This is a genomic window from Sphingomonas sp. PP-F2F-G114-C0414 (assembly GCF_003688595.1).
GTDB lineage: Bacteria > Pseudomonadota > Alphaproteobacteria > Sphingomonadales > Sphingomonadaceae > Sphingomonas.
In genome coordinates this window covers 45,897-69,913 of the sequence record NZ_RCWT01000012.1, presented here as the reverse complement: position 1 = coordinate 69,913, position 24,017 = coordinate 45,897, and the positions used below count along the sequence as shown (strand labels likewise).

Genomic DNA, 24,017 nt, shown 5'->3' with positions numbered 1-24,017 from the left:
GGTCAATGCGTCCACGCATAGGGACCCACGACGGTCCCGACGAACCCGCCCGCGGACTTGGTGCTGAGAAAGCGTGCGTCGACCTTGTCCGACAGCGTGCGGCGGGTACCCGCGACCTGATAGTCGAACGCCATCGTCCCACCGTCGGCGCGGATCGTCAGCGTGACGGGACCGGCCGCGACGGGGACCGACGCGACCAGCCGCTCGCGCCCGTCGGCCGCGGTATACAGCGCGACGACGGTCTTGCCGGCGATCCGCGTGACCCCGAAGACCAGATAGTTGCGGTCGCTCTGCATCGCCGCGAGGCCGGCGCGGTCGCCGTCCGTGTCCGGCGCGAATTTGACCGTGGTCGACATCGTCGCGACGTGATGCTGCTGACGCCGCCCGACGAACGCGGGCACCCCCGACAGGTCGCCGATCGGCGTACCCTTGCCGAGCACGAGGTCGCCGTGATCGAGCCGGTAGAACGGCTGTTTCGGGGTGCGCACGCCGATCCACTGCATCGCCAGCTTGGTGCCGTCGAATTCGTCGACATAGCCGAAATCGCCGCTCGTCGGGATCTTGGTGGCGGGTTGTTCGGGCAGATCGGGCGTTTTGCCGACGAACGGTATCGCCTGGCCCTTGGGCAGGATGATCGGCCAGCCATCCTTCCACGTCACGGGCAGCAGGAACGTCTCGCGACCGATGTTGTAATAGTCGCCGTCATACGGGCGCACCGCGAGGAAGGTGGCCCACCAGTCGCCCTTGGCGGTCTGGACCAGTTCGGCGTGACCCGACGAGGTGATCGGATTGGTGCGGGCGGGATCGAGGTCGCGTTGCGTCAGGATCGGGTTGCCCGCGAACGGCGCGAACGGCCCGCGCAACTGCCGCGACCGGAACACGACCTGCGAATGGTTGACGCTCGTGCCGCCTTCCGCCGCGGTCAGGTAATACCAGCCGTCCTTGCGGAAGATATGCGGTCCCTCGATCCAGACTGGTTTCTTCGACAGGTCGACGCCGCCGTTGATCAGCTGCGTGCTCTCACCGACCATTTTCCCCGCGCGCCAGTCGAATTCCTGGATCCAGATCGCGCGGTGCCCGTCGTAGCGCGGCGGCTCGTTCGGCGCGCGGTTGTTGACGACATAGGCCTTGTCGCCCTCCCAGTAGATCGACGGATCGATCCCCTCGAATGGCAGCCAGGTCGGATTGGACCACGGACCCGCGGGGTTCTTCGCGGTGATGACGAAATTGCCTTTGCACTCGACGCAGGTGTTGACGATGTAGAATGTGCCGGCGTGATACGAGATATCGGGCGCGAACACCGCCTGCGAGGTGCGCATGCCGGTAAAGTCGAGCTGTTCGGGCCGGTCGATCGCGTTGCCGATCTGCGTCCAGTGGACGAGGTCCTTCGAGGTGAAGATCGGCAGTCCCGGGAAATGCGCGAACGACGACAGGACGAGGTAGAAGTCGTCGCCGACGCGGGTGACGGACGGATCGGGGTAATAGCCCGACAGGATCGGATTGCGGTATTCGCCGGGGCCGACTTTGACCTGTTCCTGTGCGTGGCCGTCATAGGTGAAGCGGCTGAACCGGGGGGCGTCGCTTGCCGAGGCGGTGGCGGTGGCCGTGCCTGCAAGCAGGAGGGCGGTCGCGCGCAATGCGGCGCCTGCATATCGATCGAAGCGCGTCATGGTGGTCCTCTCCCGTCGTCTCGCGGCACTGAACGCGCCTGCTGCCTCAGCACTATAGCGCTAACATTCTCGAAGGCCAGCCGCGCGCCTTCGAGTGGCGGAAGGTGGCTTGGGGGTAGCTAAGATACCGGTACCAAGTTACGCTCCGTCCCAACGCAGGTGCAACGGGCGGCGTGGTGAGTGCCGGACAGAGTCCGGTCTTCCGCAGATCCGCTCGTGACGATCGCGGAAGGGAGAAGGATGACCGAACTGTCCGCCAAGGGACCGCACGCATCGCCGTCGCGTCGCGAACTGCTCGAAGGCGTGGGAGCTACCGTCGCGTTCTCGGTGCCGGCATTGGCGTTGCCGATACCAGTAGATGCCGCGACGCCGGCGCAAGGCGAAACGCGGTTATGGTATCGGCAACCGGCCAAGGTCTGGACCGAGGCGCTGCCGGTCGGCAACGGGCGGCTCGGTGCGATGGTGTTCGGCGGCACGACCCGCGAGCGGTTGCAGCTGAACGAGGACACGTTGTGGTCGGGCGGGCCGTACGATCCGGTGAATCCGGACGCGCGGGCCACGCTGCCCGAGGTGCGGCGGCTGATCGAGGCGGGCGCGTTCGCCGAGGCGCAGACGCTCGCCAATGCACGGCTGATGGGCGTGCCGAAGACGCAGATGGCGTATCAACCGGTCGGCGACCTGCTGCTTGATCTGCCGGGCGCAGCGGGAGAGGCGAGCGCCTATACCCGCGAGCTCGATCTCGATGCGGCGATCGCGACGACCAGCTTCACGCTCTGCGGGACGCGGTTCCGGCGTGAGGTCTTGGCATCGCCAGAGGATCAGGTGATCGCGGTGCACATGACCGGCGATCGGCCTTTCGACCTACTGGTCGGGCTGACGTCGCCGCAACCGGGCGCGGGTGTCGTCGCGGCCGGGGGGATGCTGACTTTGACCGGTCGCAACGATGCGCGGGCGGGCGTTGCGGGCAAATTGCGGTTTGCAGCACGCGTGCGGGTCATGGCGGACGGCGGCAGGGTGGCGGCGGATGGCGAGCGTCTGCGCGTCACCGGTGCCCGGTCGGTCACGCTGCTGGTCGCGATGGGCACGAGCTATCGTCGGTTCGACGATGTCGGCGGCGATCCCGAGGCAGGGACACTGGCGGCGGTCGAGGGCGCCGCGCGGCGCGGCTTCGCTCGGCTGCGATCGGACGCGACCGCGGCGCACCGCGCGCTGTTCCGGCGGGTAAGGCTCGATCTTGGCCGGACCGCGATCGCGGACCGGCCGACCGACGAGCGCGTCCTGGCCGATCGCGCCGCTGCCGACCCGGCGCTCGCCACGCTGTACTTCAATTACGGACGCTATTTGCTGATCGCGTCGTCGCGACCGGGCAGCCAGCCGGCCAACCTCCAGGGAATCTGGAACGCGGAGACCAGCCCGCCCTGGGAGTCGAAATATACCGTCAACATCAATACCGAGATGAATTACTGGCCCGCCGAGGTCACCGCGCTGCCCGAATGCGTCGCGCCGCTGGTCCAAATGGTGCGCGAGTTGGCGGTCACCGGCGCGCGGACCGCGAAAACGATGTACGGTGCGCGCGGCTGGGTGTGCCATCACAACACCGACCTGTGGCGCGCGACCGCGCCGATCGACGGCGCGCAATGGGGGCTGTGGCCGACCGGCGGCGCATGGCTGTGCACGCATCTGTGGGACCATTACAACTATAGTCGCGATCTCGAGTTCCTGCGGTCGATCTACCCGCTGCTGCACGGCGCGGCGCTGTTCTTCCTCGACACGCTCCAGACCGATCCGAAGACCGGCGCGCTGGTCACCAATCCGTCGCTCTCGCCCGAGAACGTGCATCCGAAGGGCGCGTCGATCTGCGCGGGGCCGGCGATGGACCTGCAGATCCTGCGCGACCTGTTCGACCAGACCGGCAAGGCGGCGACGTTGCTCGGCATCGACGCGGCGTTGGTCGCGGAACTGGCGGCGGCACGCGCGCGGCTGGCGCCCGACAAGATCGGGCGCGGTGGTCAGTTGCAGGAATGGCAGGCCGACTGGGATGCCGACGCGCCCGAGCAGCGTCATCGCCACGTCTCGCATCTCTACGGCCTGTTCCCGAGCGAGCAGATCGATCTCGACGCGACGCCTGCGCTGGCCAGGGCGGCACGGCGTTCGCTCGAGATCCGCGGTGACGAATCGACCGGCTGGGCTACCGCGTGGCGCGCGAACCTGTGGGCGCGGCTGCGCGACGGCGAGCACGCGCACCGCATCCTCGCCTATCTGCTCGGCCCTGCGCGCACCTATCCGAACCTGTTCGACGCGCATCCGCCGTTCCAGATCGACGGCAATTTCGGCGGGACGCGCGCGATCGCGGAAATGCTGATGCAGAGCCGTGGCGACGAGATCCTGCTGCTGCCGGCATTGCCGCGCGCATGGCCGACCGGGTCGATCACCGGCTTGCGCGCACGCGGCACGTGCGTGGTGGACGTGCGGTGGGAGCGCGGCACGCTGAGCGACGCGGTCTTCCGTTCCACGATCCACGGACGCCGCCGCATCCGGTTGGGCGACCACGCCGTCGACGTGACGCTGGTGCCGGGGCGCAGCGTCAGGCTGCGCGGTGCCGGACTGACGCAGGCATGACCGCCACATGCCCATCTTTGCCGCTCTTCGAGGAATCGCAACCATGACGAAATTCCTGATGGCCGTGCTCTCCTTCGGGCTGGCGCTATCCGGCGCGGGCCATGCGCAGGTCGCGACCACCACGCCGCCGCCGGTCGCGGGTGCCAAGCCGGTGACGGTCGAGCGCATCACGGTCCACTCGCGCGCGATCGAGGGCAATCTCGAAGGCAACAGCGCGGATCGCGTGGTGCTGGTGATGCTGCCGCCGAGTTATCGCAGCGCCCCGACGCGGCGCTATCCGGTGGTCTATGCGTTGCACGGCTATTCTATCGGTGCCGAGCAATGGGCGAAGGAAATCCATGTCCCGCAGACGATCGAAGGCGCGTTCGCGAAGGGCGCACGCGAGATGATCGTCGTGCTGCCCGACAGCAAGACGGTGCATAACGGCTCGTTCTATTCCAGTTCGGTCACGGTCGGCGACTTCGAGCAGTTCATCGCGCACGACTTGGTCGGCTATGTCGATGCGCATTACCGGACGCTGGCGGACCGCCACAGCCGCGGGCTCGCGGGGCATTCGATGGGCGGCTACGGCACCGCGCGGATCGGCATGAAGCATCCCGACATATTCGGCGCGCTGTACATGATGAGCCCGTGCTGCCTGTCGATACGCGCGCTCGGCACGCCCGACGCGGCGGCAGAGAAGACGTTGCGGGCGCTGCGCTCGCCGATCGAAAGCGCCGGCCTGTCGTGGGGATTGCGCGCGCAACTCGCGACCGCGGCGGCGTGGTCGCCGAACCCGAAGGCACCGCCGCTGTTCCTCGACCTGCCGATCAAGGACGGCGTCGCGCAACCCGACGTGATCGCGCGCTGGGCGGCCAACGCGCCACTGTCGATGCTCGATCAATATGCCGGCAATCTGCGGCGCTATGCGGCGATCGGGCTCGACGTCGGCGATCGCGACGGGCTGAAGGGCGATGCGCTCGCGCTGCACGAAGGGCTCGACCGCTACGGCATCGCCAACCAGTTCGCGGTCTATCCCGGCGACCATACCAGTGGTGTCGCGGGGCGCGTCGAGGACGTGATGATCCCGTTCTTCTCGCGCAGCCTGGCGTTCGCACGATGAGGGGCGGGGCGTTGATCGCGGCGCTCGCGCTGCTGGCGATACCAGCGTCGGCGCAGGTCTGGCGGTCGGATCAGGGGAACGGCACTTTCCGCAATCCCGTGCTGTTCGCGGACTATCCCGATCCCGACATCATTCGCGTCGGCCGCGACTATTATTTCGCGACGACGACGTTCGCCAACGTGCCGGGGATCACCATCCTGCACAGCCGCGATCTAGTCAACTGGACGCTCGCCTCGCATCTCGTCGATCGGCTGGAGGGCAAGCCCGAATATGATCTGAAGGGTGGCAACGCGTACCGGCATGGGCTCTACGCCTCGTCGTTGCGCTATCACGCGGGCACCTATTATCTCGCCAATACGCCGGTCGGGCAGAAGACGCGGATCTGGTACGCCAAGGACGTACGCGGGCCGTGGCGCTATCACGAATTGGAGCGGGAGGCGTTCGATCCGGGCCTGTTCATCGAGCCCGACGGACGCGCGTATGTCGCCACCGCCTCGACCGCCGACGGCACGATCACGCTGCTCACGCTCGACAAGGATCTGACGCACGTCACCGACGCGCGGAAAATCCATTACATCAAGGGCGCGGAGGGCTCGAAGATCATCCGCCGCGGTGCGTATTATTACCTGTTCAACGCGTTGCCGCCGCGCCTCGGGCTGACGGTGTCGCGTTCGCGCAGCCTGTTCGGGCCGTGGGAGACGCGCGATCAGATCGACGACACGACCGGCGGTCATCAGGGCGCGCTGGTCGATTTGCCCGATGGCCGGTGGTTCGGGTTCGTCATGGAGGATAGCGGCGCTGTCGGCCGGATGACCAATCTCAGCCCGGTATTCTGGCGCGACGACTGGCCGGTGTGGGGCACCGCGGACGCGCCCGGTCGCGTACCCCGGATCGCGCAAAAGCCGATCGCCGGCTTCCCATTTGCCGAGCCCGCCACCTCCGATGATTTCGCGGGTCCGCGTCTCGGCCTGCAATGGCAGTGGAACCATAATCCGGACCCGAGCCGGTGGTCGCTGACCGCGCGGCCGGGCTGGTTGCGGCTGAAACCGACGGTCGCGCCACGCTTCTGGTCGGCGCGCAACACGTTGACGCAGAAAGGGCAGGGGCCTGCGAGCCGCGCCGAGGTGAAGCTGGATATCGGTCATCTCGCGCCGGGCGATCGATGCGGGTTCGGGACGCTGGGGCAATATAGCGGCAACCTGACGATCGAGCGCGACGCGGGCGGCACGGCCGCGGTGGCGATGGAGGTGACCGAAGACACGGTCGACGGTGCCCGTACCGAAACGCGCGGTCGCAGCGTGATCGGTGCCGGCCGCGCGCTGTGGTTGCGCACCGATATGGATTTCACGATCGATCGTGCCCGCGTCGCGTATAGTCTCGACGGCCGCCGCTGGACCGGGGTCGGCGGCGACTTCCCGCTCGCCTTCGCGTGGCGGACGGGGACGTTCCAGGGCGAGCAGTTCGCGCTGTTCTGCTACGCGTCGAGCCCCAGCAGGGGCTGGCTCGACGTCGACTCGTTCACGCTGAGCGCGCTCGAACCCCGATCGACGTTTAAGTTCCGGAACGCGCCCCCGCGGTAATCATCGCCGCGGCGCGACGGGTATCTCGAACGTGCCGACCGGGAGCATCGCGTCGTCGGACAGGTTCACCGATGGCGCATCCGCCCAGGCATAGCGGACGCGGGTGACGGGCTTGCCGTCGCCCGGCAGCGTTACCGTGGTGCCGGCGACGCTGCCCGCGGCATAGCGGCAGGTGCCCGGCGCGGTGTCGCACAGTTCGAACCCGATCGCCTGGTTCGCACCGCGAGCGTGGAGCGCACCGGTCACGTCGCCGAAGCGCAGCGCTATGCCGCCATCGGCACTCGCATCCGCGGCGGCGATGGCGGGACCGGACGGCCCGCCCGGCGCGCCATAAACCGCCGACCGCATGACCTTCGCGAGCCGTTGCCCGACCTCGTGCTTCTCGCCGGGATGGATATCGAGCGCATCGCCGATGTCGAGTGCGACCGCGATCCCGGCATGGCTATCGGCGGCGGCGACGCGGCGCTGCGCGTCGCGGACATAGCCCCACCCGCTGTCGCTCGGCGCGCTGGTCGGCTTGCCGTAGTTCGCGAGCTGGACGATCCCGAACCCCGTCTCGGGCGTACCGAACCGCGTGCGCCAGTCCGCGATCAGCGCGGTAAGGCGGCGGTCGTAGCCGGGGATGCCGGTATCCGACTCACCCTGATACCAGGCGATGCCGGCAAGCTTGGTCGACGCCAGCGGCGCGATCATCGCGTTGTACAGCGTGCCGTCGCCATTGATGTCGTCCCACGGCACGCGCGGTGCGGCGCCGTCGAGCCGCTTGGCGACCGCATAGCGCCAGCCGCTGCCGAGCGCGGCGCTGCTGCCGTCGGCGAAGGTCACGCGCATCGTGTCGGCGGGGCCGGTCATGCCGCCGAACGCATAGACGTCGTCGTCGTTGACGGTGATGACGTTGCTGCCGGGCTTCAGCGTGCCGACCGGCAGCGTGTAGACGCGCGCCTTGCTGGCGAGGCTGCTGCCACCGACGCCCTGGCCGTTGACCCAGGTCCGGTCGGCATCGTCGATCGTGCCGAGCGACAGGATCGCGGGTCCGCGCGCCTGTGCCGCGGTGACCTCGACCGTCCGCTCATACCAGATCATCCCGTTATAGTCGGCGAGTTCGGGCACGCCCCAGGTTTCGAAATTGGTCATCGCCGGCACCGGCTTCCAGTCGAGTACGGCTGCCGGCTGCCACGGTTCGCGGCCCACTGCGTCGCCCGACCCGGTGCGCCACCAGCTTTCCCAGATCGTCGATGCCTTGTGGTCGGCGGCAGCGGGATCGCGCGCATATAAAGCGAGCAGATCGGCTTCGGCGCTGAGCCCTGCCTTGCGCAACGCGGGGTCGCTGAGCCACGCGCTGATCCGCGATCCGCCCCAGCTCGAATGGATTGCGCCGATCGGCACCTTGGCGGTGCGCCGCAGCGCCTGCACCATGTAGAAACAGGCGGCGGAAAAGGTCGGTACGGTCGCGGGCCCGGCCGCAGCCCAGCGCGGTTGCTCGGCGAAGCGCGCGACGGGGCTTGCCGCCGAGACCTTGGCGACGGTCAACAGCCGCAGCTGGTCGTCGACCGCCGGATGCGCGTCGGGGAACAGCGTCTGCGCGTTCTCGACCGCCAGCTCCATGTTGCTCTGGCCCGAGCACAGGAAGACGTCGCCGATCAGGATATCGCGGACCACCGCGGCACCACTGTCGGCAGCAATCGTCAAATCATACGGACCACCGGCGGGCAGCGCGGGGAGGCGCGCCTCGAACCGGCCGTCGCGCCCGGCCTTGGTCGTCACGGTGCGACCGGCGAGCGCGATCAGGATCGTCTCGCCTGCTGCCGCATCGCCGCTCAGCACGATCGGCTGGCCGCGCTGGATCACCGCATGATCGCCCAGCACGCCATCGAGACGCGGCGCGGCCAAGGCCGGGGAGGCCGCACCGGCGATAGCGGCGTAGAGCGCGAGGCGCAGGGCGGTCTTCATCGGATCGTTTTCCTTGAGGTTCGGATCGAACAGGGATCGACGGGGCGGCTTAGATCGGCTGGAGCCCGTGCTTGACGATGCGGTCGATCAGGTCGCGGTGACCGGGCAGGCTGCTCATCATGCGCTGCGTCTGGACGTGGTTCTCGCGTCGCGCGCGGCGCGCCAGTTCGGCGTCCGCCTCGATCGTGCCGGGCATCACCGCGGTGCGCGCGCCCATGCCGTAGAGCACGTATTGATAGCTGGCCGACGGGAAGACCTCCTCGGCGCGATCGAACTCGTCATGGATCCACGGCGACTGATATTGCCACAGCTCCATCAGCCCGCGCAGCCTGTCGGGGATTGACTCGGGCCGCACATTGTCGCGCCAGAAGTCGGTGTCGGTCCGTTTGGTCAGCGTGTAATGCAGCTTGAGGAAATCGATGATCCGGCCCCAGCGATAGGTCGTCGTCTCATTGAAGCGGTTGGCGACGACGCCCATCACCTCGCGACAGACGGGCATCTGCTCGGCGATCATCTTGGCGGACAGTTCGATCAGGACGATCGCCGACGCCTCGAGCGGTTCGAGGAACCCGGCGGCGAGCCCGACCGCGACGCAATTGCCCTTCCAGAATGTTTCGCGGTGGCCGGCACGGATCGAGAGTTTCCGGACGGGCAGGTCTTTCCCTGCCGGACCGAGGTACGCGCGCAGTTCCTGCTCGGCGGTGTCGACGTCGATATGGCTGCTGGAGAAGACATGCCCGACGCCGCGGCGGTGGGGCAGGCCGATATCCCAGATCCAGCCGGCGGACTGCGCGGTGGAGATGGTGTGGCTGGCGATCGGATCGTCGGGTCGCTCGTACGGCAGCTGGACGGCGAGCGCAGTGTCGCAGAACAGCGTGTCGGTGCAGCTTCGGAACGACACGCCCATCGCGTCACCGATCAGTCGCGCGGCAAATCCGGTGCAGTCGACGAACAGGTCGCCCTCGATCGACACGCCCTGTGCGGTCTCGACGCGCGCGATATCGCCGGTCTCGTCGAGGATGACCTCGGTGACGTCGGCCAGGACATGGCGGACGCCGAGCGTGTCGCAGCAATGGCGTTGCAGGAAATGCGAGAATTTCCCCGCGTCGAGATGATAGGCGTAGTTCGCGACCCCGTCGAATTCGGGCGTCGCCATCGTTTTGGGGGCAAGGCCCTCGTCGCAGATCCGTCCCTGCGGCGTGACCGCGTCGCAGAAACTGTCGGCGCCATCCTCGGCCAGCCAGTGCGGCGCGAGGTTTACCGCACCGAACTGCTGCGGGAGCATCAGCGGGTGGTAATAGCCATCATCGACCGCGCCGGTGGTCCAGCGGTTGAACCGCGCGCCCTGTTTGAACGCGGCGTTGCAGTGGCGGAACAGCTCGGTTTCCGACACGCCCATCTTGCGCAATGTCGCGCGCAGCGTCGGCCACGTGCCCTCGCCGACGCCGATGGTCGGGATGTTGGGCGATTCGACCAGCGTCACGGTGAAGCCGTGCTCGCGCTGGCCCTTGTGCCGCGCGGCGATCACGCCCGCGGTCAGCCAACCGGCCGTACCCCCTCCGACGATGACGATGTTTCTGATCTGGTGCATGGGTCAGCGTATTCGAAAAATGGCGGAGCACAACATCGTCATGCTCCGCCAGGGGGGAGAGCTCAGAAGCGGAAGCGCGCGCCCAGCGTGTAGCGGCGACCGTAATCGAACACGTCGAGCAGCTGGTTGCTGTAGCGACCATGCGTGCTCTGCTGGTTGTTGTTGACGTTCAGCGCCTCACCGAAAATGCTGAAATTCTTGGTGATGTCGTAGCTGCTCGTCAGATCGACCTGGAAGCTCTGGTTGACGAAGGTCGGCTCCGCACCGAACGAACCGGTATTCTGGTTCTGCCCGAATTGGAGGAGATACTTGTCGCGCCAGTTGGCCGCCGCACGGAACTGGAAACCGCTCTTGTCGTAGAAGCCGACGAAGTTCGCCGAGTTGGCGAGCCCCGTCACCGCGAAGCCCGACTGGGTGATGTTCTTGTCATCGTACGGACGGTTGGTGTTCACGAACGTCGCGTTGGCCTGGAAGCCGAACCCGGTGTCGCCGAACACCTGCTGCCACGCCAGCTCGACGCCGCGGACCGTCGCATTCGGACCGTTGATCTGCTGCGATACCGCGAACGATGCGGGTTGGCCGGTGGTCGGATCGACCACTCCGTTGATCGTCTGCCGCGTCACGCCGCCGATGATGAAGTTGCTGACGTTCTTCAGGAAGAAGTTGACCGACAGATACGAGTTGCGGCGATAATACCATTCCGCACCCAGATCGAAATTGTCCGCGAGATACGGTTTCAAATTCGGGTTGCCGCCCGCCGCCGACAAGGCTCCGACGCGCTGGCCGTTGCCGACGTTGAGGACCGGCGTCAGCAGGTTGAGCGCCGGACGGGTCAGCGTCCGCGACGCATCTGCCCGCAGTACCAGCTTGTCGGTCAACTCGAGCTTCATGTCGACGCTCGGCAACAGGTAGGAATACGAGCTCTTGTTATTGACCGCCTGGATTTCGGTGTAGGTCGGGATGCTCAGCAGCGTCGGATCCGCCGCGCTCGTGACGATCGAGGTCGGCAGGCGTCCCTGACCGGTCGCGTTGAGATTGGTCACCTCGTTGCGGACGCCCGCGTTGAAGGTGAACGGCAGGCCGCCGACTTCGGTCTTGAAGTTGGCGCTGACATAGAGCGACCACGTCTTTTCCTGGACGCGCAGGACGCTGCCCGGATCGACCGCCTCGTCGAATGCGCCGGTAAAGCCGTTCACGCCGGCATAGTTATAGCCCGGGATGTTCTGCGTCTGCGGATTGCCGAGACTGCTCAGGTAATTCTGATACGCGACCGGGCTGAACACGAAGACCGACGGCGGCAGGCTGCCGTTGAACCCGGGGATGAAGTTGTTGAGGCTGACCGAGCCCTTATACAGATTGGCGGGCAGCGGCGAGATCCCGGTATCACGACCCGACGGCCCGCCATAGCCGGCATAGGCCTGCCAGAAATTGTTCGTGAAGGTGCTCTGGTTGCGGAAGTTGAAGGTGTCCTGGTAATATTGGCCACCCGCCTTCAGCGTCAGATTATCCTGCTTCCAGGTGGCGTTGCCGCGAAACTGGAACAGCTGATCGGTATTGTGCTGCGTCTGGTTGACCGTGACGTGCGAGCCGATCAGCGCAGGATTGGCCCAGTTCGCGGCATCGCCGGCGGGACCGAAATTGCTGATCGACGGGAAGGAATTCTTGCTGTCGCCATCGACGTTGAAACGCAGCGTATTGCCCAGGTTGCCGCCATAACCGATGTCGCCGTTGCGGCTGCCGATCACGTTGCCCGGGTTCAGCCAGCTCTTGGCATAGGCGCCATCGGCTTCGAGCGTGAGGTTCTCGGTCGCGTCGTACTTGACGTTGAGGCCGGTCTGGTTGGTCTGCAGGATCTGCTTGTTGAGCGCGGCGGTGAAGTCGGTCGGCGTGCCGACCTGCGTAAAGTCGGTCGCGGTACCGTTCTTGTCGAGCGTCACATTGCGCAGATCGCCCTGGTTGAACCATACGCCGAATGCGTAATTCTCCTGCGTGATGGTCTGGCGCGAGAAATTGTTATCGAGCGTCACCATCAGATCGTCGGTTGGATGATATTGCAGCGAGATGCGCGCATCGACGCGCTCGTCCTGCACCCGCTGCTGCTCCGCGCCATATTGCTGCGGGAACCAGCCGGGCAACGTCTTGTTTGCCGCCTGCGCAGTCGTGCACGCCGCAGTCAGCTGGCAGGGGGCGAAATTGCCGCCCGGCCAACCCGAGACGTAGACGCGATTGGTATCGGTATCACGACGGGTGTAGATAACGTCCGCCAGCACGCCGAACTTGCCGTCGGCGGTGGTAGTGCTGACCAGCAGACCGCCGGTCGGCACGATCCTGCTCGCGCGATCCTGGATCGAGCCCGACGCGGTCGTCGCGACGCGGAAACCGGGGTGATCGAACGGGTTCGGGAAGGCGATGTTGACGGTCGCGCCGATCGAGCTCGACGCGAGCGAGACGTCCGGGGTCTTGAGTACGCTCAGCTGGCCGATGAAATCGACGCCGACGGTGCTGAAGTCGATCTGGCGGCCGCCGGTCGCGGTCGAGATGCGGCGACCATCGTACAGCGTGGTGTTGAAATCGCCGCCGAAACCGCGGACCGTGATCCCGGTCGGCTCGCCGCGCGATCCCGAGCGCTGGATCGAGACGCCAGGCAGGCGCTGGAGCGATGCAGCGACGTTCGAGTCGGGGAACTTGCCGATGTCTTCGGCAGAGATGACGTCGACGATGCCCGACGAGGTGCGCTTGAGGTCGAGGTTGCGCTGGAGCGATCCGCGCAGACCGACCACGACGATGTCGTCGCCCGTGGTGTTACCCTGCGACGCGTCCTGCGCGGTCGTGAGATCCTGCGGCTGGCCCGCTTCGGTCGCAGTCGTCGTGTTGGCAGTGGCGGGTACGGCAGGCTGCACGGCGGCAGGGCGATCGGTCGTCGCATTCTGAAGATTGGTCTGGTCCTGCGCCAGCGCGGGCGATGCCCAGGCGAGCGCGGCCATGCTGCTCGCGCACGCCAGCGCACGGGCCCGACGCGCACGTCCGCGGTCGCCGAGTATCGAACGGGTATCCAGAGTCATTTCAACATCCCCTCAACGACGCCGCGTGCCCCTTATCGAGGGGCTATCCGGCAATATCTTGCGCGATGCGTTGAGTCGGATACCCGACCCACACCATCACGGTAGCGCTCACAATACGCCAAGTCGCAACCATTGCAAGCTCTTGTAGGAGTGAATGCGAAGGCCCTTTGCAAGGATAGGCGGGTGTGCGAGTTCGACTGTAGACGCGCGAACCAAAGTCGCGCGCGCAGGAGGATCGGATGCCGACATGGGAAATGTTGAACCGCGAACAGCATGCGGCGCTGCGTGTCTCGCGCGCCTGTGATGCGACCTGGCATTTCGCGCAGATCGTCGCCGACGAGTTTCCACGCGCTGCACCCTATTATCCCATCCTGTTCACCAAGCATCCCGAAACGGGCGCGTTCTATGCTGGCGTGGTGATGGGACTGGAGCCGGGCGACAACCTGCTGACGGTCGAGGGTGCGCTTCCGGACTACCGCCCTGCCGATCTGGAACGCCAGGGGTTCTTCGTCAACGACGGCCAGATTGTGATCGACCGCGAGCATGCCGGCTTCGCGGCTGCACGGGGTGAGGCACTGTTCGAGATCGACGGCGAGCCCACGCTGGCGTTGAAGCGCGTGCAACAGGCGCTGCACACGCTGCAGGAGGGCATCCCGGCGACCGACGACGCGATCAAGCGGTTCCTGGCGCACGGCCTGTTGGAGCCGATCGACGTCACGCTCGATTTCGACGATGGCAATCGGCTGCGGCTCGATGGACTGTACACGATCAGCCTCGACGCGCTCCACGCCTTGCCCGATGCCGCGGTGCTCGACCTCTTCCGCGCAAGCGATCTGCAACTCGCCTATGCGCAGACCGGCTCGCTTCGGCACATCCGCACGCTCGGTCGGATCCGCAACGCGCGACTGTCGGACGGGCGCGCGTGAGCGATACGCTCGCCGATGCAATGACCGATCCCGAACGGTTTCGCGCGGAGGTCATGACGCCGGGCCAGCCGGCGCTGATGCGCGGCGCGGCGCGCGCGTGGCCTTTGCTGGCCGGGGGCGGGGTGCAGGGGGTCGCCGACGAGTTGCTGCGGCTGGAGACGGGAGCCTCTGCAGAGGTGTTCGTTGGCGAACCCGCGATCGGCGCACGCTACCACTACGACGCGACGATGGCGGGCTTCAACTTCACCCGCTCGACGATGCCGTTCCGCGACGCGCTGGCGCGGATACTCGACACCGCGGGCGAGCCGGGGCACGCCAGCATGTATATGGGCTCGCTCACCGCGGAGACGTTCTTTCCCGGCGTCGAGCAGATGACCCGGCTGCCGTTCGTCCCGCCCGAGGTGTTGCCGCGGATCTGGATCGGCCATGCCTCGACCGTCGCCTGCCATTACGACACGATGGACAATGTCGCGTGCGTCGCGGCCGGACGCCGCCGCTTCACGCTGTTTCCGCCCGACGCGATCGGCGATCTCTATGTCGGGCCGATCGATCATACGCTGGCGGGCCAGCCGATCGCGCTGGCGGTCGGCAGCGCGGCGGGCGACCCGCGCTTCCCCCGCTTCGAGCAGGCAAGACATCGCGCGCGCGTGTTCGATCTAGAGCCGGGGGATGCGTTGTACGTGCCTAAGCTCTGGTGGCACCAGGTCGAGGCGACGGGCGACGTCAACGTGCTTGTCAATTTCTGGTGGGACGGGTTCGCGGCCGGCCCCGACCAACCCTATACAGCGATGCTGCTTGCGCTCACCGCGATCGCCGAGCGTCCGCCGGCTGAGCGCGCGGCGTGGCGCGCATGGTTCGATCACTACGTCTTTCGTCCCGACGGCCATCCGCTCGCGTTCCTGCCCCCGGAGCGGCACGGCATATTGGGCGCGACCAAGGAAAATCAGGGCCGCATCCGCGCGCTCGTCATGCGATTGCTGCGGGGCGGTTGAGCCGCGCGGGTGTCGACCCGAGCACGATGGCAAGCCCCGCCAGCGCGCCGACCAGCGGAATCGACCACGCCATCGTCAACAGGAGGTCGCGGCTCTCCTGGACCAGCGGCTGCCCGACGGTCCAGCCGATCGCCGACAGCCCGCGACCGAGCAACGCGCCGCTCAGGCCGCCGCCGACCTTCAACGTCAGCAGCAGCAGCGCCACCGGCAGTCCCTCGAGACGGACGCCGGTGCGACGCTCGCCGTGATCGACTGCATCGGCGAGCAGGATCCAGATCATCATCTGCAACCCGGCATTACCCGCCCCGAACACCGCGATCCCCGCGATCATCGTCGCCGGCCCCGCGGCGAATATGCCCAGGCCGACCGCAATCGCGACCAGCGCGAACCGGAGCACCACGCGGCGTTCGCGTCGGCGGGCGAGCGCCATCCAGCCCGGCAGCGTGACGAGCTGCGCCAGTGCCAACGTCGCCAGCGCGCGGCCCGTCCACCCCGCGTCATGGATCACGCCCTTGCCGATATAGGCGACCGATCGCGCCAGGACCGGCAATGTCAGCGCCTGCGCCAACGCCAGCGCGAGCAGCATGAGCAGCGGCCGGTTGCCGACGATCCACGCGAACGATCCGTTCTGCGCGTGTGTGCTCATGGGCGTCGATCGGGGCGCGGCGGCGGCCGACAGCCACAGCGTGAGGACATAGGCGACCGCGGCAAGGCCTGCGACGACGACCAGCGCGTGCCCACCGTCGCGATCCGGATCGACGAACGCCGGCGCGCAGTACGCGACCGCCAGCGTCCCGCAGCAGCTGAACATGTAGCGCAGACCGGACACCGTCGTGGCGGCGCCCGGCGTCCGGGTCAGCTGCATCATCAGCGCGTTGTGCGCGACGTCGCAGACCGAATACGCGCTGCGGAACAGCAGCACGATCGTGATCGCCCACACCATGATCTCGTGGTGCCCTAGCGATCCCGGTGCACCCGGCCGCAGGAAGAAGATCGCGAAGAAGATGCCGACGACCGGTGCACCGACGAACAACATGCGACGGTACGCGCCGAGCCGGTCGGCGGACCGATCGACGAGCCGCCCGAGCAGAGGATCGCAGACGCCGTCCCAGACGAGGCCGATCATCACCACCAGCCCGGCCGCCGCGGGCGATATGCCCCAGCGCTCGGTCAGGATGAACAGCAGGAAGAAGTCCATCGTCGAGGCGAGGACGTTCTTGCCGAAATTGCCGCTGGCATAGCCGAGCATCTGCGCGCGCCGCGGGGGGCTGCGATCGCCGGGGATCTCCAGTCTAGTGGCGGCGGCGGTGTCCATCGCTCGGGACTTTAACGCCGATGTCTTGCAGTTGCGGGACAATTCGTCCGTCTCGTGTGCGGGTCGTGATCGCGAGGGTGCCGCCGCGGAGCAACGCGGCATGGTCGACGCGGAAGTCGGGCAGTGAGCGTCCGTTCAGGTTGGCGCGTGCGATCGTGCCGTCCGCCGGTCCGTCGCGCCGGATCGTCAACCTGCGTCCATTGCCGAGATCGATCTGCGCGCGGTCGAACGCGGGGGTCGTGACCACATACCACGGCTCGCCTGGGACCAATGGATACAGGCCGAGCGTCGCGAACACGTGCCACGCGGTCATCCCGCCGGCATCGTCGTCCATCCCGTCGGCGAACCCCTGCGGCGACAGCGCGAAGCTGCGGCCGACGAACGGCACCGGGAGCTTGCCGCTGTTGGTATAAGGGTGCGCGATCTGCCGGTTGAGAATCGTGTGGATCAGGTCGGCGGTGGCTTGCGGCTGGCCGAGCGCGGCGAACATCCACGGCACTTGGATATCGGGCTCGTTGGTCATGTTGAACAGCCCGGCATCGAAGAAATGATGCAGTTCGCTCAGCAGCCGCTCGCGCTCGACCGTCGCGGTCATCCACGGCAGGTCGAAGATCGGCGCCCAGCGATATTGCCACAAGGTGCCCTGATACAGCCCGCGCGCCTTGACCACGTCGCCATCCGCGCCCGGTGTCTGGAACACCGATCGCCACATCGGGCGATAGCTCTGCGCCTTGGCGGTGAAGATGCGGGCCAGATCCGTGCGGCCGAGATCGCGCGCGAGTTCGGCGGTCGCCCAATCGTCATAGGCCGCTTCGATCTGCTCGTCGGGCGTGCCGCGCTTGAGCGCGTCGCTGTCCGCTGCCATTCCCGCCAGCGCGGCGTGCGCGTCGAATGCGATGCCCTTGCGGTGCATGTCGAGCAGCGCGATCCCGGCATGTTCGGTGCGGACCGTCAGGAACGGTTCGTGCGGGGTCGACCATTGCGCCTTGCCGCCTGCGTACAGCGCGACCAGCGAGTTTGCGATGTCGGCGCTGCGCTCGGGCTGGAGCAACGCGAGCAGCGGCATCTGGGTGCGGTAATTGTCCCATAGCGACCAGTTCGCGTAGCGCGTCCGGCCCTTCGGCGAGGTCTGTACCGTGCCGTCCTTGTCACGGTGCCGCCCGTCGGGATCGTCGATCGCGACCGGGGTTTCCATCACGCGGTAGAGCGACGTGTAGAACAGTGCGCGCTGGTCTCGCGGGCCGCCGAGCACGACACGGCCGAGGATGCGGTTCCAGGCGGCGCGCGTTTCGCCCGCGACGGCAGTGAGCGATTTGTTGCCGACTTCCGTGTCGCGGACCGATGCCGCGCCGCGTCCGTCGACGGTCGACAGGCCGGTGCGGATTTCGATCGCATCGCCGGCCTTGGCGGTGAGGTGCAGCGTCGCCAGATCGCCCGCGACGGCGGTCAGCGTCTGGTGGATCGGCCGTCCGTTGACGAGGATCCGGCTGGCGGTGTGGAGGCGATAGGCGCCCTGATCGCAGACCGTGCCCGCGACGAGGTCGGCGCGGAGGTCGTCGCTGGCGACGCTGCCCCAACTTGCTGCCAGCCGTTTCGAATAGCTGTGTCGTGGGTCGATCTGCAGATCGACGGCGCCGGCGCGGGGCAGCGTGAAGCGAAGGACACCCGCACCCCGCGTCGCCGCCATCTCGGCGAGAATGCCGCGGTCATAGCGGACGCGGTATTTCCCGGCGCTTGCGGTTTCGCTCGCCTTGTCGATCAGCGCGGCGCCGGTGCTCCCGGTATAACGCAACGAGATCATCAGGTCGCCGCCTGCACCGCCGCAGCCGACCCCGACGCCGCGGGTGTGCGAAAAGCCGAGCAATGTGGTCGCCGCGTGGTCGTAGCCCGCGTGGTTGGCCGGGCTGGTGTCGGGGCCGAGCTGCATCATTCCGAATGGCGCGACGGCGGCGGGGGAGAGTTGGCCGAAGTCGGCGAGCGTGCCGACGAACGGGTCAACGAGGTCTGCGGGTGTTTCTTGTGCCGTGAGGGTAGTGGGGGTGAGGAGGAGGCCGAGAAGCACCGCGTATCTCGCCCTCGTTTTTCGTAACCACCCCGGCGAAGGCCGGGGCCCAATTGGAAAGGTCGGCGTAATGGAGCGCGTTTCTCCGTTACAGCCGTCCCCCAATTGGGCCCCGGCCTTCGCCGGGGTGGTGCCGCGGGCGTGTATCTCATATACGTGCAAGAGATACCGCTTCATGGATCGAGAGGATCGCGCGGATCTTGGCGTAGGGATAGCCGCGACGGCCGGAATTCGAGATCGTACACCGACAGCCGCCGGCCCACCGCACCCGGCAGATACCCAAGTTCCGCGCGGTTGCGGTCGGTGAACGTCTGGCTCTTGATATACTTGCTCTGCTCGGCGTCGGTGACGATCAGCGTCGGCCGATCGAGCGGGATGCCGAGCGCGACCATCCGCCGCGTCGCGTTGCGCAGATTGGTGGTCGTGTGCCGCGCATACGGCTCTAGGATCACGCGATCGGCGGGGATGCCGTAGCGCTCGATCAGCGCGCGGCGGATCTCGACCGCCTCGACGAACCGCGTGCCGCGCGGGTGGACCGCGCTGCCCGAAACCAGGATGAACGGCGCGAGACCCTGTCGATAGCGTTGCGCGGCGAGCAGCGCGTGGAGCTTGCTGCGGGGGCTCAGCACCGTCGCGCTGTCCTCGGGGCCGACGCCGGGGACGATCAGCAGCGAATAGCGATACGCGCTCCAGTTCGTCCGCGCCGCCACCGCATGCGCGCCCACATTCTCGCGCTGGTCGAGCGGGTCGAACCGCGTCGCCGCGGTCGCATCGTTGGCGTCGAGCAGCGCCACCGCCAGTCGCACGCTCGCGGCGATCGTGTCAGGCCGCGCCTGCGATGCCGCCCGCGCGGTATCGATCGCGACCTTCACGCTGTCGGCAAAGAAGGGCGTGTCGGTCGCAAAGACCGGCCCGTCGATCTTCGGATAGCGCCCCGGCAGCCCCAGTCCGTAAACCCGCAGGACGACGTTCAGCGTTTCCAGCTCTTGGTCGACCCCCGCCGCCACCGACAGGTCCGCATTCTGCCGCATGCCGGTCTTCCCCAGCCGGGCCACCGCTGCCGCGACCGCTGCCCGGTCCTGATCGCTCCACATCGCCGCCTCGACCACGCACGCAGGCCCGCCGCCACACGCGGCAATCCGCGCCGCCCGCGCCCGCGTGTCGAGGCCCGGCAACCGGCCGAGCGCGCCCAGCATCGGGAACAGCCGCTGCGACAGGCCATCGGCGACGGTATCCGTCACCGCCACCGGTGCAGGCGTCTCCGCCCACACCGGGGCCGCCGCCGTCATCGCCAGCGCCGCCATCACCATACGCAGCCCCGTCACCAGGACTTGCTGACCACGAGGCGGACGTTGCGGCCGAAGATCGGACGGCCATAGATGGCGTCAGCGGTGCCCTGGCCGCTCAGCTGGTCGGTGCGCGTATTGCCTTCGGTCAGGCCCTTCGCGTTGAACAGATTGTCGCCGACCACCTGCATCTGCCACGTGTCGTGGGTCAGCGTCATGCCCGCGCCGACCGTCTGGTACGAGGGCAGCGCGGTGTTGTTGAAGAAGTCGACATAGCGCTTGCCGGTATATTCGTAGCGGCCATAGACCTGCACCGCATTGCCCGCGACGTCGAAGTCGACCGAGGGGCGGATGTTGCCATAGACCTTGGGCTCGCGGACGATCTGGTTGCCTTCGACGGCGCCGGCGCTTGCGCCATTGGCGTTGGTCAGGCTCTTGTATTGCGGATCGCTGACCGTCAGCGCGCCGGTGACCGCGAAGCCGTGCGGCAGCGCGAGGTTGCCGTCGATCTCGATGCCCTTGATCTCGGCCTTGCCGATGAACGGCACCGACTGATCGTTGCGGCCGGTGACCGGGTCGAGCGCGACGAACGACGCGTTGAGCGGATTGTAGCGCGTATAGAAGCCGATCAGGTACAGATACGACCGGCCGAATGCGGCCTTCAGACCGACCTCGTACTGGTTCGCCTTCGACGTGATGATCGTCGGGTTGATCTGGTAGGTGACCTGCGTCGATGGCGGCGTTTCGAGATGCGAGGCGCGCGCATAGGCGCCGAGATGCTGCGTGACGTCGTAGTTGACGCCGCCCGTCCAGTTGGTGATGCTCGGGCTCAGCTTCGAGTTGATGATCTGGCCGGTGAACGCGCGCACCGCATTGTCGGCGAGCGTGTTCGGGTCGCCGAGATTGGCGGACGTCGTCGCGAACGCAGAGCCCTTGAAGCTGTAGCGCTCGTGGCGAATGCCGCCGTCCAGCGTCAGGCCCTTGACCAGTTCCCACGTGTCGTTCGCGTAGAGCGCGTACATCGAGGCGTCGGTGTTGCCGCGGTTGAGCGTGGTCGTATAGCGCAGCACGCCGTTGTCGGTGATCGAACCGACCGCCTGGCCCGCGGCGTTGTAGGCGATGAGGTCGAGCGTCCGCGGCTTGCCCTTCACCTCGAGCAGATAGTCCTGATACGCGACCTCGTTGGTTTCGCCGTACAAACTGCCATACACGCCGACGCGCAGGTCATGCGTGCCGAACCCGGTCGCGATCGAGCGGGTGACGCTGAGATCGCCCTGCGTCGAATAATATTTAGAGACGACGTCGCGGAACTGCGCGGGCACGACGAGCCCGGACGCGGCGTTGGGATCATAGACCTGCGCGCCGTTGGTGCCGGCGATCGCGTAGCCGAGCCGCGTCACGCCTGCGCCGAACGCGGTCCGTGCCGCGCTCAGGTTGCTCGCGGCAAAGGCGTTCGCGTCCGACGGGTTGCTGGTCGAATAGAGCGCGTCGAAATGCAGCTTGCCGACGCTCACGCCGCCCTTCGCCGCGACCTTCCATCCGTCGTAATCCGCGTCGTACTGCACCCCAACATTGCCGAACTGCGTGTGGCGACCATTGCCGAGATCGGCATTGACGTTGCGCGTCGTGCCATCGGCCTCGCGGAACCGGATATCGGCGTTGCGCAGCGCCGGCGAGTTCATCGTGCCGCTGAAGAAATCGATATACTGGTTGAGCGACTTGGTCGGATCGCGCGGATCGGCGGTCGGGATCGGCAGGTAGAACACGTTGTGGTCGTTCAGGTAGTTGCCAGAGATCCGCAGCGATCCGTTGCTGAAGTCGTGTTTGATATTGCCGCGGATCTGGCCGCCGCGATCGTTCGGAAAGCCGTTGTCGCGGTAGCCGTCGTGATGACGGATGAACCCGCCGATCGCGTAATAGGTCGAATCGTCGATCGGCCCCGCTTGATACGCGTCGAGGCGGTAGAGGCCGGTGTCGCCGAGCGTGACCTGCGCCTTGCCGCGCGTCGTATCGGTGCCCGACACGGTGATGTTGTTGACGATCGCCGCGGCATAGCTCGCATAGACCGGGGCAGGGCCGCCACGCACGACCTCGACGCGCTGCGTCATCAGGTCGAACCGGTTGATGCTGTCGCCGCGAAAGAAATTGCCGTCATTCTCGTGGAACAGCGGCAGGCCGTCCTGCTGGAACGTGACCAGGCCGCCGTCGCTCGGCAGGCCGCGCAGGCGGATGATGTTCTGGACCTCGCCACCGGTATTCTCGACCGCGAACCCGGGCAGCTTGCCGAGCAGGTCAGCGAAGTTGATCGGCGCGAGCTTCTGGATTTCGGCGTTGCTGAGCGAGTTGACCGCGTAGGACACGTCGAAGCGGCGCTGCTGGCGCGCGGAGCCGGTGACGATGATATCGCTGCCGGTCTCGGGCGTCGTCGCGTCCTGTGCAGGTGCGGACGGGACCTGCGTTGCGGACGCGTCGTCGGTCGACGCGGTCGTCGGTGCAAGCGTCGTCGGTACGGGCGTCGTCGGTACGGCTTGGGCCCAGGCCGGCGTGTACGCCATCATGCCGAGTGCGATCAGCGCGCAGCCACCGCGCAAGCGAGTCTTCGTCATCAATTGGTTCCCACCCTGTGTCCTGACGCTGCCGCTGGGCGCGCAATGTGACAATTTTAATTAATTTCACGAAATAAACTAATGGTGTAGCCGATTGTCGTAAAAGCGTGCGGAGGTGTCACACATGAGGCTCAGGCTGGACGACGACGAACGCCGGATCATGCAGGTTCTGCGATCGACGGGCTCCCGGTCGCGCAAGCAGCTGGCGGTCGATCTCGCCATGAGCGCATCGAAGCTGACCCGGCTGTCCAGCAACCTGCTGGCGCACGGCCTGATCGAGGAGTGCGCGACCGCGGATGCCGTCACGCCCGGTCGTCCGGCGGTCCCGCTGCGGATATCGCCGCAGGCGGGCTATGCGGTCGGCGCGATGCTGCACCGTGGGCTGATCGAGGTGGCGCTGGTCGATTATGCCGGCGGCGTGATCGCGCACAGCTCGCAACCGTTCGACGATCCCGACCCGTGCGTGTTCGCGGCGTGCGTGACCGCGACGATGCACGATCTGGCGATCGCGAACCGCCTGTTGGGCCGACGGCTGCTGGGAGTCGGTATCGGCGTCCCCGGATCTTCGACGTCGCCCGAGGGGAACAAGCGCTGGACGGTGGACAGCCTCGCGGTCTGGCGGGGCATCGACCTCAAGGCGCTGTTCGAGGAGCATATCGGCCACCCGGTCTGGATCGAGAACGATGCCAACGCCGCGGCGCTGGCGGAATATTATATCGGTGGCCTGATGCGGCGCTGTTCAACCGCGGTCGTGATTTTGCTCGGCCACGGGATCGGCGCGGGCGTCATCATCGAAGGGCGTATCCTGCGGGGCGCGATGGCGAGTGCCGGCGAGATCGGCTGCCTCTATCCCAGTACCGACGCGCGTCCCTCGACGCTCGATCTACTGGTGACGCTGCGCGCGGCGGGGTGCGCGATCCATTCGCTGGTCGATTTCGACGCGGCGATCGCGGGGTACGAGGACGTCGTCGATCGCTGGGTGCGGCGCGCCGCCAGCCAGATCGCGGTGATCGTCAACTGGGGCATCGCCTGGATCGACCCCGGCGAGTTCGTGATTTCCAGCCCCTTGCCCAATCGCATCCTGACCGCGCTGGTCGAGCATATCGATTTCGCGGCGATGCACATCGGCGATCACGTCGCCACGCCGCCGCGGATCTCGGTGTCGACGCTCGAAGGCGCCGCCGCGACGATCGGCGCCGCGCTGCTGCCGATCCACGCGACGACCGTGCCTTGAGTCCGGCGAACCCGCGTGCGGA

The 24,017-nt window shown here is 67.0% G+C and carries 14 protein-coding genes; 6 read left to right on the top strand and 8 right to left on the bottom strand.

Annotated features, from left to right (window positions below; translation table 11 throughout):
* Positions 1–2: 2 nt before the first annotated feature.
* Complete coding sequence (locus C8J47_RS12250; protein WP_121885930.1) at positions 3–1,670, bottom strand: glycoside hydrolase family 43 protein; 1,668 nt, start codon at positions 1,668–1,670, stop codon at positions 3–5.
* Positions 1,671–1,910: 240 nt separating this feature from the next.
* On the opposite strand from C8J47_RS12250, the gene C8J47_RS12245 reads away from it, so the two are divergent.
* The 3 genes from C8J47_RS12245 to C8J47_RS12235 are packed head-to-tail and all read left to right on the top strand — an operon-like array spanning position 1,911 to position 6,971.
* A complete protein-coding gene (locus C8J47_RS12245) occupies positions 1,911–4,289 on the top strand; it encodes a glycosyl hydrolase family 95 catalytic domain-containing protein (RefSeq protein WP_121885929.1) in 2,379 nt (792 codons plus the stop codon).
* A 43-nt stretch (positions 4,290–4,332) separates the two neighbouring features.
* Positions 4,333–5,391 carry an alpha/beta hydrolase family protein gene (locus C8J47_RS12240; RefSeq protein WP_121885928.1) on the top strand — a complete coding sequence of 353 codons (1,059 nt, stop codon included), beginning with the start codon at positions 4,333–4,335 and terminating at the stop codon, positions 5,389–5,391.
* 11 nt (positions 5,392–5,402) lie between these two features.
* Complete coding sequence (locus C8J47_RS12235; RefSeq protein ID WP_259467516.1) at positions 5,403–6,971, top strand: glycoside hydrolase 43 family protein; 1,569 nt, start codon at positions 5,403–5,405, stop codon at positions 6,969–6,971.
* On the opposite strand, the gene C8J47_RS12230 is transcribed toward C8J47_RS12235, so the two are convergent.
* The 3 genes from C8J47_RS12230 to C8J47_RS12220 form a co-directional block, all read right to left on the bottom strand.
* Entirely contained in the window at positions 6,972–8,921 is a 1,950-nt protein-coding gene (locus C8J47_RS12230; RefSeq protein WP_121885926.1) for a sialate O-acetylesterase, read from the bottom strand.
* A gap of 49 nt (positions 8,922–8,970) precedes the next feature.
* Complete coding sequence (locus tag C8J47_RS12225) at positions 8,971–10,512, bottom strand: tryptophan halogenase family protein (RefSeq protein WP_121885925.1); 1,542 nt, start codon at positions 10,510–10,512, stop codon at positions 8,971–8,973.
* Between the two features lie 62 nt (positions 10,513–10,574).
* Entirely contained in the window at positions 10,575–13,574 is a 3,000-nt protein-coding gene (locus tag C8J47_RS12220; RefSeq protein ID WP_183129099.1) for a TonB-dependent receptor, read from the bottom strand.
* A 239-nt stretch (positions 13,575–13,813) separates the two neighbouring features.
* On the opposite strand from C8J47_RS12220, the gene C8J47_RS12215 reads away from it, so the two are divergent.
* Together C8J47_RS12215 and C8J47_RS12210 are read left to right on the top strand one after the other, a co-directional pair.
* On the top strand, positions 13,814–14,500 hold the full coding sequence (locus tag C8J47_RS12215; RefSeq protein WP_121885924.1) for a SapC family protein: 687 nt from the start codon (positions 13,814–13,816) through the stop codon (positions 14,498–14,500).
* Positions 14,497–15,492, top strand: coding sequence for a cupin-like domain-containing protein (locus C8J47_RS12210; RefSeq protein ID WP_259467515.1), 996 nt, complete (start codon positions 14,497–14,499; stop codon positions 15,490–15,492). The genes C8J47_RS12215 and C8J47_RS12210 overlap by 4 nt, the downstream gene beginning before the upstream one ends.
* Here C8J47_RS12210 and C8J47_RS12205 read toward each other — a convergent pair.
* From C8J47_RS12205 to C8J47_RS12190, 4 genes are all read right to left on the bottom strand, one after another.
* On the bottom strand, positions 15,467–16,807 hold the full coding sequence (locus tag C8J47_RS12205) for an MFS transporter (RefSeq protein WP_183129098.1): 1,341 nt from the start codon (positions 16,805–16,807) through the stop codon (positions 15,467–15,469). The two genes, C8J47_RS12210 and C8J47_RS12205, sit on opposite strands and share 26 nt — an antisense overlap.
* Positions 16,785–18,869 (bottom strand): glycoside hydrolase domain-containing protein, encoded by a 2,085-nt coding sequence (locus C8J47_RS12200; RefSeq protein ID WP_259467514.1) that lies wholly within the window; start codon positions 18,867–18,869, stop codon positions 16,785–16,787. The genes C8J47_RS12205 and C8J47_RS12200 overlap by 23 nt, the downstream gene beginning before the upstream one ends.
* 173 nt (positions 18,870–19,042) lie before the next feature.
* Positions 19,043–20,194 carry a YdcF family protein gene (locus C8J47_RS12195; RefSeq protein ID WP_220683375.1) on the bottom strand — a complete coding sequence of 384 codons (1,152 nt, stop codon included), beginning with the start codon at positions 20,192–20,194 and terminating at the stop codon, positions 19,043–19,045.
* The gene (locus C8J47_RS12190) at positions 20,191–22,761 is read right to left on the bottom strand and encodes a TonB-dependent receptor (RefSeq protein ID WP_121885922.1); all 2,571 of its coding nucleotides are present in this window, start codon (positions 22,759–22,761) and stop codon (positions 20,191–20,193) included. Before C8J47_RS12190 ends, C8J47_RS12195 begins: the two co-directional genes overlap by 4 nt.
* Positions 22,762–22,885: 124 nt before the next feature.
* Between C8J47_RS12190 and C8J47_RS12185 the strand changes: the two genes are divergently transcribed.
* Positions 22,886–23,995 (top strand): ROK family protein, encoded by a 1,110-nt coding sequence (locus C8J47_RS12185; protein ID WP_121885921.1) that lies wholly within the window; start codon positions 22,886–22,888, stop codon positions 23,993–23,995.
* Positions 23,996–24,017 lie beyond the last annotated feature (22 nt).

Excerpts from the sequence above, each read along its gene's own strand:
- C8J47_RS12245 (WP_121885929.1), top strand. The coding sequence starts at position 1,911 with ATGACCGAACTGTCCGCCAAGGGACCGCACGCATCGCCGTCGCGTCGC.
- C8J47_RS12220 (WP_183129099.1), bottom strand. The coding sequence starts at position 13,574 with ATGACTCTGGATACCCGTTCGATACTCGGCGACCGCGGACGTGCGCGT.
- C8J47_RS12230 (WP_121885926.1), bottom strand. The coding sequence starts at position 8,921 with ATGAAGACCGCCCTGCGCCTCGCGCTCTACGCCGCTATCGCCGGTGCG.
- C8J47_RS12205 (WP_183129098.1), bottom strand. The coding sequence starts at position 16,807 with ATGGACACCGCCGCCGCCACTAGACTGGAGATCCCCGGCGATCGCAGC.
- C8J47_RS12215 (WP_121885924.1), top strand. The coding sequence starts at position 13,814 with ATGCCGACATGGGAAATGTTGAACCGCGAACAGCATGCGGCGCTGCGT.
- C8J47_RS12190 (WP_121885922.1), bottom strand. The coding sequence starts at position 22,761 with ATGACGAAGACTCGCTTGCGCGGTGGCTGCGCGCTGATCGCACTCGGC.
- C8J47_RS12240 (WP_121885928.1), top strand. The coding sequence starts at position 4,333 with ATGACGAAATTCCTGATGGCCGTGCTCTCCTTCGGGCTGGCGCTATCC.
- C8J47_RS12250 (WP_121885930.1), bottom strand. The coding sequence starts at position 1,670 with ATGACGCGCTTCGATCGATATGCAGGCGCCGCATTGCGCGCGACCGCC.
- C8J47_RS12225 (WP_121885925.1), bottom strand. The coding sequence starts at position 10,512 with ATGCACCAGATCAGAAACATCGTCATCGTCGGAGGGGGTACGGCCGGT.
- C8J47_RS12185 (WP_121885921.1), top strand. The coding sequence starts at position 22,886 with ATGAGGCTCAGGCTGGACGACGACGAACGCCGGATCATGCAGGTTCTG.